This window comes from Mesonia phycicola, assembly GCF_900141885.1.
In the GTDB taxonomy this organism is placed as follows: Bacteria; Bacteroidota; Bacteroidia; order Flavobacteriales; family Flavobacteriaceae; genus Mesonia; species Mesonia phycicola.
The window spans coordinates 141,623-155,219 of record NZ_FQYY01000008.1; the positions used below are offsets into that span (position 1 = coordinate 141,623).

Sequence of the window (13,597 nt, forward strand, 5' to 3'; positions counted from 1 at the left end):
TTATAATGTATCTGAAGCTTCTTTTAACTTCTCTGTATTTGCTACTAATTTTAGTTCTTCAATGATTTTATCAATATCACCATTAATAATATTCTGTAAATCGTATAAAGTTAGGTTAATACGGTGATCTGTCACTCGACCTTGCGGATAGTTATAAGTTCTAATTTTAGCACTACGATCACCACTAGTTACCATAGAGCCTCGTTTTGCTGCATCTTCTTCTTGCTTTTTTGCAAGCTCCATATCATACAAACGAGAACGTAAAACCTTAAATGCTTTCTCTTTATTTTTATGCTGAGATTTTTGATCTTGACATTGTGCTACAATTCCTGTAGGCTCGTGTGTTAAACGTACTGCTGAGTAAGTTGTGTTTACAGACTGACCTCCTGGTCCAGATGAACAGAAATAATCTATACGTACATCTTTAGGGTCTATTTGTACATCAAATTCTTCTGCTTCTGGAAAAACCATTACTGTAGCAGCACTGGTATGCACACGCCCTTGGGTTTCTGTTTGTGGTACACGTTGTACACGGTGTACTCCTGCTTCATATTTTAAGGTACCGTAAACATCTTCACCAGTAACTTCAAATTGAATTTCTTTAAAACCACCATTGGTACCTTCAGAAAAATCTACGGTACTTACTTTCCAGCCTTTGCTTTCACTGTATTTAGAAAGCATTTTAAAAATATCTCCTGCAAATATACTTGCCTCATCACCTCCTGCTCCTGCTCTAACCTCAACTACAGCATTTTTAGCATCTTCTGGGTCTTTAGGCACCAACATCATTCTAATTTTTTCTTCTAAAGCTGGTAATTGACTTTTCGCTTCTTCAGATTGCATTTTGGCCATTTCTACCATTTCTGCATCACTACCGTCTGCTATAATTTCTTCTGCTTCGGCAATATTATTTGTAAGTTCTACATACAAATCTCTTTCTGCCATCAAAGCTTTAAGATCTTTATATTCTTTAGTTAACTCTACATAACGTTTTTGATCTGAAATAACATCAGGTTGAATAATTAAATCATTCACCTCATCAAAACGTTGTTTAACTATATTAAGTTTATCTATCATAATTCTTCCTCGTAATTGTTGCAAATTTACGATAATTTTAATGATTATCTTAATCTGAATTTAACTTGTGAAAAAATAATTACTTCCTTTTATAAATAATAAAACCCATCAATTGCTTGATGGGTTTTATTTTATGTGTTTATAGTTTTATTAGAGTTCTACTACTACCCCTATACCTAATTGTTGTTTCCACTGTACTCTAGGTCCATCGTCTACCAGCTCTCCTTCTTCATTTTCTACTTGTACTTTAATATCATCATCATATTTTAAATGAGAACCTACGGTTGCTAACACGTAACGATTTACTTTAAAATTAAAATTGAGCTCCCAATTAACATCTATATTACCAAACTTATTAATATAATCTGTGTATAAACTTAATTTATTAGTTACACCTATATTATCAAAAAGTTGAGTTTGATATTCATTGGTAATTAAAATACCTAGTTCTGTTCTTGTATTTTCTCCTTCTGTTATAATATTTCCATCATCATCATAAACAGCACCTTCTACCCCAAATGAACCTGCATTTGCTAATTCTTGATCTAACACAAAGGTAGATCTTAGGGTTAATGGAGAGGCGTACACATTGAGTTTTAGTTTTTCATTGTTATACTCTGAACCTATACCCATAAACAAATATGCTGGAGCAAATATGGTAGATATTTTGTTTGAAGTATCTGGATAAGTATACCCATTAGAAAATTGAGTACTAAAATTCATTTTAGCAGAATTGTACCAATTAGAGAGGGTATCTTTACGATAACCAAAAGTGGAATTAATCTCTATATGATCTTCTGTTTTTCTTAACTCTTGATCTTTTTGTTTATTAATACCGTAACTGGCTATTAACTCATTATTCCACCTTAAATTTCTACGCTCGTAAATTCTTTTAACATCTGCACTTAATAAACCTGACACAGAGTTTGCCCCACCAGCATTCCAGTTAACAAATGCTACTTCACTAATATCTAAGCCAATTTTATTAGTAGATTTCCAAAAACTTATATTAGGGTGATATTTTCCTAAACGTTTTACTCTTTCTACTTTAGTAACAGGGTAAAATGGCCTTACCGTACCTGGTCTTAACTCGTTTACCGCTGTTACCTCACTTCTTGTTTGCGCATTAATTATTATTGTACTAATTAAACATATTAGCAAGCAAAACTTTCTTATCATCTCCAATCTTTTACTTTACATTAGTAAGTAAAACTGCCAAATTCACTATTTATTGTTAGTTTTTTCTCTTCTGAAGCTTCCACTCTTCCTACAACCTGAGCATCAACATTAAAAGATTTAGAAATTTCAATAATATCATTAGCTATTTCTGCAGGAACATATAACTCCATTCTATGCCCCATATTAAATACTTGATACATTTCTTTCCAATCTGTATTACTTTCTTCTTGAATAAGTTTAAACAAAGGAGGTACGCTAAACATATTATCTTTAATCACATGTAAATTATCTACAAAGTGTAATATTTTTGTTTGTGCACCACCACTACAGTGAATCATTCCGTGAATTTCTTCTGAAGTGTATTTAGAAAGTATTTTTTTTATAATTGGAGCGTAAGTTCTTGTTGGAGATAAAACCAATTTACCTGCATCTAGTACTGAGTTTTCTACTGTTGATGTTAATTCTTTAGTACCAGAATACACTAACTCTGATGGGATAGTATTATCAAAACTTTCTGGATATTTTTGTGCTAAACTTTTCCCGAAAACATCGTGACGGGCAGAAGTAAGCCCATTACTACCCATACCACCGTTATATTCTTTCTCATAACTAGCAATACCTGAAGAAGAAAGACCTACTATCACATCTCCCGGTTGTATATTGGCATTGTCTATTACTTTGTCTTTTTTCATTCTTGCAGTCACGGTAGAGTCTACAATAATAGTTCTTACTAAATCTCCTACATCTGCAGTTTCTCCTCCTGTAGAATGAATTTCTACTCCAAACTCTTTTAAATCTGCAATTAATTCTTCGGTTCCGTTAATTATTGCTGAAATAACTTCTCCTGGAATTAAATTTTTATTTCTTCCAATGGTAGAAGATAACAAAATATTATCTGTAGCTCCTACACAAAGAAGATCATCAATATTCATAATAAGTGCATCTTGTGCAATCCCTTTCCATACAGAAATGTCTCCTGTTTCTTTCCAATACATATAAGCAAGGGAAGATTTTGTACCAGCTCCATCTGCGTGCATAATCAAACAATAGTCATCATCTTGAGTAAGGTGATCTGGTACTATTTTACAAAATGCTTTAGGAAACAGACCTTTATCTACATTTTTTATGGCGTTATGAACATCTTCTTTACCGGCAGAAACTCCTCTCTGCGCGTATCTTTTACTAATTTCTTGACTCATGATAATTATGCTTAAGTTGCAAAAATAAGGAAATAAAAAAATCCCGTTTACAAAAACGGGATTCTATTCTTAAAAGTTATTCATATTAATAAGTGAATAACATTTCTCTGTACTTAGCTAAAGGCCAAAGTTCATCATCAACTAAGATCTCTAACTTATCACAGTGGTATCTAATTTCATCAAAGAAAGGTCTTACCTCATTACAGTAAGCAAATGCTTTTTCTTCTGCATCTTCAATTTTGTTTGCAGCTCTTCTAGCATCAATCATTTGAGTTATACCTTTGTTTATTTTCTCAATATGATTAGAAATGTCTTCAATAATAACTAATTGCTCACTAGCATATTTTTTAAAGTCGCTTCCATAAATATCTTTAAGACCTTGAACATTTTTAATTAAAATGTTTTGATATCTAATAGATACTGGTATTACGTGATTTCTAGCAATATCACCTAAAATACGTCCTTCAATCTGGATATGCATAGAATATTCTTCTACTTCAATCTCGTGACGTGCTTCCATTTCAATACGATTCATCACACCAAGCTCTTCAAACATTTTAATTGTTTTCTCAGCTTTTTTAACTTTAAGAGCTTCTGGAGTTTTCTTATTATTACTTAAACCACGCTTAGCAGCTTCTTTCTCCCAAGCATCTCCGTAACCATCTCCTTCAAATCTAATTTTCTTAGATTTTTTAATATACTCTCTTAACACATTGAAGATAGCATCATCTTTCTTCATTTTCTCATCTTTCACTAAAGCATCTACTTCTACCTTAAATTCTTGAAGTTGCTTAGCTACAATTGCATTTAAAATTGTCATTGGGTTAGAACAGTTTGCTGTAGAACCTACTGCTCTAAACTCAAATTTATTTCCTGTAAATGCAAATGGAGAAGTTCTGTTTCTATCTGTATTATCAAGTAAAATTTCTGGAATCTTACCTACTACGTTTAATTTTAAATCTGTTTTTTCTTGAGGTGAAAGTTTACCATCAGTTACTTTTTCTAACTCATCTAACACTTTAGTTAATTGAGAACCTATAAATACAGAAATAATTGCTGGTGGCGCCTCGTTTGCTCCTAAACGGTGATCGTTAGATGCAGAAGCAATAGAAGAACGGATTAACTCTTCATTGTCATAAACCGCTTTAATTGTATTTACAAAGAAGGTTAAGAACTGTAAGTTCTTCATTGGTGTACTACCAGGACTTAAAAGATTAACTCCTGTATCTGTAGAAAGTGACCAGTTGTTATGTTTACCACTACCATTAACACCTGCAAAAGGTTTTTCATGGAAAAGTACTTTTAAGTGATGACGCTCTGCAACTTTATCCATCACATCCATTAATAAAAGGTTGTGATCTACTGCTAAGTTTACCTCTTCAAAAATAGGTGCTAACTCAAATTGATTTGGAGCAACCTCATTGTGACGAGTTTTTACTGGTATACCTAATAACATACACTCGTTCTCTAACTCACGCATAAAATTTAATGCACGAGAAGGGATTGCACCAAAGTAATGATCATCTAATTGCTGACCTTTAGCTGGCGCGTGACCTAACAATGTTCTTTCTGCCATTACTAAATCTGGGCGAGATGCTGCTAATGCTGCGTCTATTAAAAAGTACTCTTGCTCCCAACCTAATGTAGCATTTACTTTAGTTACTTTTTTATCAAAATACTTAGCAACCTCTGTTGCTGCGTTATCTAAAATTTGTAAAGAGCGTAATAATGGCACTTTATAATCTAACGCTTCTCCTGTATAAGATACAAATACCGTAGGTATACAAAGAGTAGTACCTAAAATAAATGCAGGAGAGGTAGGATCCCAAGCGGTGTAACCTCTAGCTTCAAAAGTATTTCTAATTCCACCATTAGGGAAACTAGAAGCATCTGGTTCTTGTTGTACTAAAGAACCTCCACCAAACTTTTCTATTGCAGAACCATTTCCTGTAGTTTCAAAGAAAGCATCATGTTTCTCTGCAGAAGATCCTGTTAATGGCTGAAACCAGTGTGTGTAATGAGTAGCTCCTTTAGAGATAGCCCATTCTTTCATTCCTGTTGAAATGTGATCTGCTAAATCTCTATCGATTTTTGAACCATTTTGTACAGCATCCATTACACTGTTGTAAGAGTCTTTTGTTAAATATTGGCGCATTGCCATTTCGTTAAAGACATTCTTACCAAAAATTTCAGATCGCCTAGCAGGTTCTGTTACTTCTACTGGCTTTCTATTTAAGGATTGTTTTAAAGCTTGAAATCTTAGCGTTGACATTTATAAATTAATTTTTGTGTTGCTAGGCACAAAAATAACATTTTTACAAACACCCCCTAAAAAAAATGCGTTAACTTATTAAAAAACCAATTATTTTTTAAATAACCCCTGATATTAATATTTTAAGACAAAAAAGTAAGCCCTACAAACACAGCATACCCTACAAATATAATTAAGCCTTTATATCTGCTGAAGGTGTATTTTTTTGGTAAGAACACTAAAGGTAATAAAATAATTGCAAAACCAAGCATCCAAAGTATATCTTTTGTTAGCACCTCTTGAGATTCTACCGCTATTGGTTTTATTAAAGCAGTTAAACCAAGAACAGAGCCTATATTAAAAATATTAGAACCTATTAAGTTACCTAAAGATAATGCTTTCTCTTTTTTTAATGCAGCCATTACAGATGCCGCTAACTCTGGTACGCTTGTACCTATTGCAATCATGGTTACAGAAATTATACGCTCACTTACTCCAAACTCTGTTGCTATATCTACAGCTCCCTCTACCAACCAATCTGACCCAAAATAAAGTGCTGCTCCACCAATAAGCAACCATATAATAATTTTAAAACCAGATACTACTTGTAAACTATCATCTACTTCTTCTACAGTAACATTGGTTTGTTTTCTAGCCCTCTTTATTAAAATGATTAGATAAATGAGTATTGCCCCTACAAAAATACCCCCTTCTACTCTAGAAATTTCTAAATCACTTTGTAAGAATACATATAATGCTAAAGAAAATAATAACATTACTGGCCAATTAAATTTATAGAAGTCTTTATCTACATCTATAGCACTTATAATAGAGGTGATACCCAAAACCAAGCCTATATTAGCTATGTTAGACCCTATTACGTTTCCTAAACTAATATCTGAAAAGCCATCTAAAGCGGCTTGTAAACTCACCAACAACTCTGGTAAAGAAGTTGCAAAAGACACAACTGTTAAACCTATTACCATTTTAGATATATTAAACTTAAAAGACAAGGCTACAGATGATCGTACCAAATACTCACCACCTACTACTAATAAGACAAAACCTATAACGATGTAAAAAATACTTAGCAACATATAACTTCTTTTTTTGCAAAGATAAGCCTTTATTTTCTCTGTATTAATTGAAATTAAAACCTTTTACAACTAACAAAATAGTTTAATAACTATAAAAATAGTTGTACAACTTGTTTTTTAGTTTTACTTTTGAAATGCGTTAGGGGTTGCAGCGGCATCCTTTTTATTTTTAACCCATAAGCACTAATTAAAAAATAAAAAGATATAGCGAAAAACCCGACCCAAAGGGTAACGCCCAAATAAATTAAAACAATGGAAAAACTTACAAATAAAGAAGAAGAGGTAATGCAAGCTTTATGGAAGCTAGAAAAGGCTTTTGTAAAAGAAATTTTGGCAGAAATGCCTAATAGCAAATTACATTATAACACCGTTTCTACCATTGTAAGAAAACTAGAAGAGAAAGGTTTTGTAGATTATGAAGCTTTTGGCAAAACGCATCGATATTTCCCAATGGTTAGCAAAGAGGTTTACAGTGATTATTTTATGAAAAATGCTACTAAAAAGTTTTTTGATAATTCTTATAAAAAAATGGTTTCGTTTTTTGCGGAAGAAGAAAAAATAAGTGCTGAGGAGTTGAGAGAAATTTTAGAAATTATTGAAAATAAAAAGTAATGGAAATTTCTACCTACCTTATAAAAAGCACAGCTATTCTTAGTCTATTTTTTCTAATAGATTACTTGTTTTTAAGAAGAGAAACCTTATTTAGTAATAATAGATGGTTTTTAACAATAGGTGTTTTTTGTGCATTTATCTTACCTTTTATAGAGTATACGCATTTCACTTATGTAGAGTCTTTACCAACAGCAACCAATTTTGAAGAAATTTCTTTTGAGAATTTGCCGCAAACTATAGAGGAAGATTTTGACTGGGCACAACTATTACTGTCTACTTATTTTGTTGGGATAATTTTAATGCTGGGACGATTTTTATTTCAGTTATTAAGCCTAGTAAAGATTTTGAATAAACCAAAAAGAAAAGATACCGAAGGTTTTTACCACATTGAGCTTACAGAGAAACTATCTCCTTTTTCATTTTTTAAATACATCGCTTACTACCCTGCTTCTTACACTACAGAAGAATTAGCTTTAATTATTAAACACGAAAAAATTCACGGTAAACAACTACACTCTATAGATGTTTTAATACACCAAATCATGCTAATTGTATTTTGGTTTAATCCGCTGGCTTGGCTTTACCAAAAAAGAATGTTAGAGAATTTAGAATTTATAGCAGATAAAGAGATTACTCGTAAAAACAACATTCAGCAGAAAAATTACGAACTCACCCTTTTAAAAGTATCTACCAATTACCAAGCACCGAGTTTGGCAAATCAATTTTATCAATCATTAATCAAAAAACGAATCGTTATGTTAAACAAAAAACAATCTAAAAAATATGCTTTTGCAAAAAGCATATTGGTATTACCATTATTAGCCTTCTTTTTATGGAGTTTTAATGTAAAAGAGGAAGTAAAAGTAATTAACACACAAAAGTCAACTATTACAAATGACCAAATTTCATTAAAAGAAAAATCTCCTCAAAATGGTATTGTCTCTAAAAGCTCTATTACTGAAGTAAAAGTAACTTACGATAAGAATACGACTAAAGAAGCTTTAAAAAAAGATAAGAAATTTTTGAAGGAGCAATTTGATATTGATATGAAATATTCAAAACTTAAATTCAATAACAAAAATGAACTCACTCGACTACAATTAAAAATTAAAACTCCAGGCGGTTTTTCTGGAGAAGTATACTCAGGTAGCAAAAACACTGCTTTTAAAGATGTTTATTTCTACAGGAATTTTAACGATACCGAAAATCCATTTGGTATTGGACTAGGAACTAACACAAAAGATTCAATAAAAATTACAAATGATTTATACAAAAAAATAAATGAAAATAAAGTAGTTGTTATTAATGGGATAAAAAAGAATCTCAACCAACTTTTAAATAGCAAATATTTAGTAAAAAGCTATTCAATTAAAGATGGTTTGGTTCATATTAACGGAGAAGAAACTCATGATTATGAAAGCCATCAAAAATCTAATAATAAAGAGAAGAAAGAGAAGAAAGTTTTTATTTACATAGATAATGAAGGTAAGCTTAGTGTTATTGAAGCTTCAGCAACTTATAGTAACTTCAGCAATAAAAACAAAGCAACCTCTGAGTCAATCACTCAAAAACAACCACTTTACTATGTAAATAAAGAAAAAATTACCGCAAAAGAAATGAAGTTAATTGATCAAAACACTATTAAAAGTGTAAATGTTTTAAAAGATGAAAAAGCTATTAAAAAATATGGAGAAGAAGGTAAATATGGAGTTATTGAGATTACTTTAAAAACAAAAGAAGAGCAACTTTCTTCAAAAAACAATTCTGAAGTTTTAAATGACTATAAAAGTTTTTTAGATAAAAATCCATTAATTCTTTTAAACGATAAAGAAACCAATAGAAAAACTATAGAAAGTTTAGACCCTAATAAAATTGAATCTGTATTTATTTTTAAAGCAGAAAAAGGAGTTGAAAAATATGGAGAGAAAGCCAAAAACGGAGCAATTATAATCACTACAAAGTAGCCAATCAATTCATTTTATATTTTTAAAAATCCTTGAGAAATAAATGCTCAAGGATTTTTTTTGTGAATTTATTAACTGCAAACTAATTAAAAAAAATACAATTTAGTTAAAAAGTTAATGATGAATAAACCCCACAAAAGAAAGAGATACAAAAAGAAAAGGTATTTTATACCCATTACTTTACTCGTATTACTAATAGCATTCAGAATTTATTTACCAACCTTAATTAAAAACTACGTAAATAAAGTATTAGCAGATATACCAGGTTATTACGGTCACGTAGAAGACATTGACCTCTCTTTAATAACTGGTGCATACACTATAAACAATTTATATTTAAATAAAAAAACAGCTACTAGCGAGGTTCCGTTTTTAAATTTCCCAGAAACAGATATTTCTATTGAATGGAAATCTTTATTTAAAGGAAAAATTGTAAGTGAAATAGAAATGCACAGTCCAGAAGTTATTTATGTTTTTGAAGACCAAGAACAAAATGCAAATCAAGAACCAGATAAAGAAGATTGGACCAAAGCATTAACAGACTTGGTTCCGTTAGATGTTAACAACTTTCAAGTATACAATGGTAAATTGGCTTTTGTTCAGCTGCAAGCAAACCCTAACATAGATTTACACATTAACAACCTTAGGTTAAGTGCTAAAAACCTAAGAAATGTAGAACAAACCCAAAGAACATTACCCTCTCCTATTTCTGCAACTGGTACCAGTATTGGTAGCGGTCACTTAAAAGTTGATGGAAGAATAAATTTGATTAAAGAAATACCCGATATGGATGTTTCTTTAGCATTAGAAAATGCAAATGTCACTGCATTAAACGATTTTACTAACTACTATGCAGGATTAGATTTTGAAAAAGGAACTATGGGAGTTTATAGTGAATTTGCTATTGCAGACGGCTATTTAAAAGGTTATGTAAAACCTCTATTAAAAGACACTAAACTTATAGGCAAAGAAGACGGTTTTTTAGAAACTCTATGGGAAGGTTTTGTAGGAGTTTTTAAATTTATATTGAAAAATCAAGGTACTAATACACTTGCTACTAAAGCCCCAATTGAGGGAGATTTAACCAATAGCAAAACCAAAATTTGGCCTACCGTTTTCAATATTTTTAAAAACGGATGGATATCTGCTTTTAAAGGAGAGGTAGATGAAGATATTGAATACAGAGATGCTTTTCAAGAAAACTAAATTAATTTAGAGAATCTAATTCTTCTATATTTGGAATAAAGCCTGGAAGTTTCTGGGCTTTAATTATTTGCTTAAAATCCATTTTTTTATAAGTTTCTCTCACATACAAAACTTCTTCTTTTGTAAAGACTCTATCTTCAGGATCTTGAGATTTCCATCTTTCTATAATAGAATTATACCTCACTACCATACTATCATTCACTTTTTTTATAGTCACCTCTTTTCTTACCTGAACATCTATAAGCTTAATAGAAGTTTTTTTAACCTCTGCTTTAATTTTAGTAACCAGTGACTCTGGCGTATCTGTAAAAATTTTAATAGCTAAAGAATTTATCTCAAATCCATTAGATTTAAATGCTGTAGAAATAGAATCTATCCCAACCGATAAATCTTCTAATTTTATGTTCTTTTTATTTAAAAATATACTATCTACCTCACTTACTTCTACTATTATATAATGAATTTGTTGAGTTTTAAAAACAGGTGTATATAAATGAGGTGTTGCCATTGCTTTGTTTAAACAAAACAACATTAAACAACTAGACATCAATACTGTAAATATTTTATTTAAAGACATTTGAAATATTTTACCTTGCATACAACCATCAAATATATAGCAATATTTATTCTAAACCGTAGCATATTCATAAAATTAGATTAAAAGAAAAAAACCTCCTCTTACAGAGAAGGTTTTTAAAAAATTTAACTTTTTAAGTTTGTAAAATGTTTGTAGAAAAACGGAATGGTTTCAATTCCTTTTAAATAATTCCATATTCCAAAGTGCTCGTTTGGAGAGTGAATAGCATCTGTATCTAAACCAAAGCCCATTAAAATAGTTTTACTTTTTAGTTCTTTTTCAAATAAAGAAACAATAGGTATACTACCACCGCTACGTTGCGGTATAGGTTCTTTTCCAAAGACTTCTTTATAAGCTTCACTTGCTGCCTGATATTCTATACCATCTATAGGGGTAACATACCCTTGCCCACCGTGATGCGGATTAACTTTTACGGTTACACCACTAGGCGCTATGTTTTCAAAATGAGTTTTAAACAACTCTGTAATTTCTTTCCAATCTTGGTTAGGCACTAAACGCATCGATATTTTTGCATAAGCTTTGCTTGCAATAACTGTTTTTGCTCCTTCACCTGTATAACCTCCCCAAATACCATTAACATCTAATGTTGGTCTTATAGAGTTTCTCTCGTTAGTAGTATACCCTTCTTCTCCATATACATCGTTAAGATCTAATGCTTTTTTATAGTTTTCTAAACTAAAAGGTGCTTCTGCCATTTTTGCACGTTCTTCTTTAGAAAGCTCTTCTACTTTATCATAAAAACCAGGAATGGTAATATGATTATTTTCATCGTGAAGTGAAGCTATCATTTTAGTTAATACATTAATAGGGTTTGCTACTGCACCACCGTATAAACCAGAATGTAAATCTCTATTTGGACCGGTAACTTCCACCTCAACATAACTTAAGCCACGTAAACCTGTAGTAATAGACGGCACGTCTTTAGCAATCATTCCAGTATCAGAAATTAAAATTACATCATTTGCTAGTTTATCATGATTACGTTCTATAAACCAAGCTAAATTTTCACTCCCAACTTCTTCTTCACCTTCAATCATAAACTTTACATTACATGGTAAATCGTTATTTTTTACCATATACTCTAGGGCTTTTACATGCATATACATTTGCCCTTTATCATCACAAGCGCCACGAGCAAAAATTGCTCCTTCAGGATGAATTTCTGTTTTTTTAATTACTGGTTCAAACGGTGGACTATCCCAAAGGTTAATTGGATCTGGTGGTTGTACATCATAATGTCCATAAACTAAAACGGTTGGTAAATTTTTATCAATAATCTTTTCACCATAAACTACCGGATACCCTGGAGTATCACATATTTCTGTTACATCACATCCTGCAGCAGCCAGACTTTTTTTAACTGCGTCTGCTGTTTTAATAACATCTTCTTTATAAGCAGAATCTGCACTTATAGAAGGTATTTTTAATAGCTCTACCAATTCTTCTATAAAGCGTTCTTTATTTTCTTCTACGTAACTCTTACTTGATTTCATAGATTTTTCTTTGAATGAAGTGACAAGATACCAACAAGATTTTTAAAATTGAAATTTTTATGCAATAGTTTCTTTGAATATTGAAATCTTTGTTTATATTTGCATCCGCTTAGCAAACAATCCTAAGTTTGTTGTTAAGTTTAATGCGGGCGTGGTGGAATTGGTAGACACGCTAGACTTAGGATCTAGTGCCGCAAGGTGTGGGAGTTCGAGTCTCCCCGCCCGCACCAAAAAAGCTTCTGTTTTTACAGAAGCTTTTTTTATGCAAAATATTTTTTTTAGATAATTTTAAAAAAAGACTATACGTAAAACAAAACCCCTTGATATACAAGAGGTTTTATATTTAATAAAGTGACCCCGGAGGGATTCAAACCCCCAACCCTCAGAGCCGAAATCTGATGCGCTATTCAGTTGCGCCACGGGGCCAAAATTAAACTCTTTATAAAAGAGAGATAATTTTAATTAGATAGTTTCTTTTTTACTACCATAGATATGGTTTTACCGTCTGCTTTGCCTGCTAACTCTTGAGATGCTAACCCCATTACTTTACCCATATCTTTCATGCCTTCTGCTCCAGTTTTAGAAATAATTTCTTCCACTTTTGCTTCAATTTCTGCCTCACTTAACTGTGCTGGTAAAAACTGAGCTATTACTTCTGCTTGTTTTTCTTCTGGCTCTGCTAAATCTACTCTATCTTGTTCTCTATAAAGTACAGCGCTATCTTTACGTTGTTTTACTAACTTCTGAACAATTTTTATTTCTTGTTCTTCAGATAAATCTTGTTGATTATTGTCTGTCTTTGCCAATAAGATTGAACTTTTTACTGCTCTAAGGGCTTCTAAAGCTGCTGCATCTTTTGCTTTCATAGCAGCTTTCATTTGCGTCATTACGTCTTTTTCTAGACTCATAAGTAGATATTTT

The 13,597-nt window shown here is 31.6% G+C and carries 11 protein-coding genes and 2 tRNA genes; 4 read left to right on the forward strand and 9 right to left on the reverse strand.

Translation table 11 applies throughout. The features are described from left to right. From prfA to BUC03_RS12640, 5 genes are all read right to left on the reverse strand, one after another. On the reverse strand, window positions 1–1,077 hold the full coding sequence (gene prfA / locus BUC03_RS12620; protein WP_073152673.1) for a peptide chain release factor 1: 1,077 nt from the start codon (window positions 1,075–1,077) through the stop codon (window positions 1–3). Between the two features lie 150 nt (window positions 1,078–1,227). Then, window positions 1,228–2,256 (reverse strand): DUF3078 domain-containing protein, encoded by a 1,029-nt coding sequence (locus BUC03_RS12625; protein WP_073152675.1) that lies wholly within the window; start codon window positions 2,254–2,256, stop codon window positions 1,228–1,230. Between the two features lie 20 nt (window positions 2,257–2,276). Beyond that, entirely contained in the window at window positions 2,277–3,455 is a 1,179-nt protein-coding gene (locus BUC03_RS12630) for an AIR synthase related protein (RefSeq protein ID WP_073152678.1), read from the reverse strand. Window positions 3,456–3,540: 85 nt separating this feature from the next. Further along, window positions 3,541–5,727 carry a glutamine synthetase III family protein gene (locus BUC03_RS12635; RefSeq protein WP_073152680.1) on the reverse strand — a complete coding sequence of 729 codons (2,187 nt, stop codon included), beginning with the start codon at window positions 5,725–5,727 and terminating at the stop codon, window positions 3,541–3,543. Between the two features lie 122 nt (window positions 5,728–5,849). Beyond that, window positions 5,850–6,803 carry a calcium/sodium antiporter gene (locus tag BUC03_RS12640; protein WP_073152683.1) on the reverse strand — a complete coding sequence of 318 codons (954 nt, stop codon included), beginning with the start codon at window positions 6,801–6,803 and terminating at the stop codon, window positions 5,850–5,852. Between the two features lie 252 nt (window positions 6,804–7,055). Here BUC03_RS12640 and BUC03_RS12645 point away from each other — a divergent pair, with 252 nt between their 5' ends. The 3 genes from BUC03_RS12645 to BUC03_RS12655 all read left to right on the forward strand — a co-directional run bounded on the left by BUC03_RS12645 (window position 7,056) and on the right by BUC03_RS12655 (window position 10,585). Beyond that, window positions 7,056–7,415 (forward strand): BlaI/MecI/CopY family transcriptional regulator, encoded by a 360-nt coding sequence (locus tag BUC03_RS12645; protein WP_073152686.1) that lies wholly within the window; start codon window positions 7,056–7,058, stop codon window positions 7,413–7,415. Then, window positions 7,415–9,379 (forward strand): M56 family metallopeptidase, encoded by a 1,965-nt coding sequence (locus tag BUC03_RS12650; RefSeq protein WP_073152689.1) that lies wholly within the window; start codon window positions 7,415–7,417, stop codon window positions 9,377–9,379. The genes BUC03_RS12645 and BUC03_RS12650 overlap by 1 nt, the downstream gene beginning before the upstream one ends. A 120-nt stretch (window positions 9,380–9,499) precedes the next feature. Beyond that, window positions 9,500–10,585, forward strand: a complete 1,086-nt coding sequence (locus tag BUC03_RS12655) for a DUF748 domain-containing protein (protein ID WP_073152693.1) — start codon at window positions 9,500–9,502, stop codon at window positions 10,583–10,585. A 1-nt stretch (window position 10,586) separates the two neighbouring features. Here BUC03_RS12655 and BUC03_RS12660 read toward each other — a convergent pair whose 3' ends face one another. After that, a complete protein-coding gene (locus BUC03_RS12660; protein WP_143159198.1) occupies window positions 10,587–11,162 on the reverse strand; it encodes a hypothetical protein in 576 nt (191 codons plus the stop codon). A gap of 125 nt (window positions 11,163–11,287) precedes the next feature. Continuing rightward, window positions 11,288–12,676 carry a dipeptidase gene (locus BUC03_RS12665; RefSeq protein ID WP_073152699.1) on the reverse strand — a complete coding sequence of 463 codons (1,389 nt, stop codon included), beginning with the start codon at window positions 12,674–12,676 and terminating at the stop codon, window positions 11,288–11,290. A gap of 145 nt (window positions 12,677–12,821) precedes the next feature. Here BUC03_RS12665 and BUC03_RS12670 point away from each other — a divergent pair. Further along, a tRNA-Leu gene (locus tag BUC03_RS12670) sits at window positions 12,822–12,906 on the forward strand. Between the two features lie 122 nt (window positions 12,907–13,028). Here BUC03_RS12670 and BUC03_RS12675 read toward each other — a convergent pair. Both BUC03_RS12675 and BUC03_RS12680 read right to left on the reverse strand, forming a co-directional pair. Beyond that, a tRNA-Arg gene (locus BUC03_RS12675) sits at window positions 13,029–13,102 on the reverse strand. A gap of 32 nt (window positions 13,103–13,134) precedes the next feature. After that, window positions 13,135–13,584 carry a GatB/YqeY domain-containing protein gene (locus BUC03_RS12680; protein WP_073152702.1) on the reverse strand — a complete coding sequence of 150 codons (450 nt, stop codon included), beginning with the start codon at window positions 13,582–13,584 and terminating at the stop codon, window positions 13,135–13,137. Window positions 13,585–13,597 lie beyond the last annotated feature (13 nt).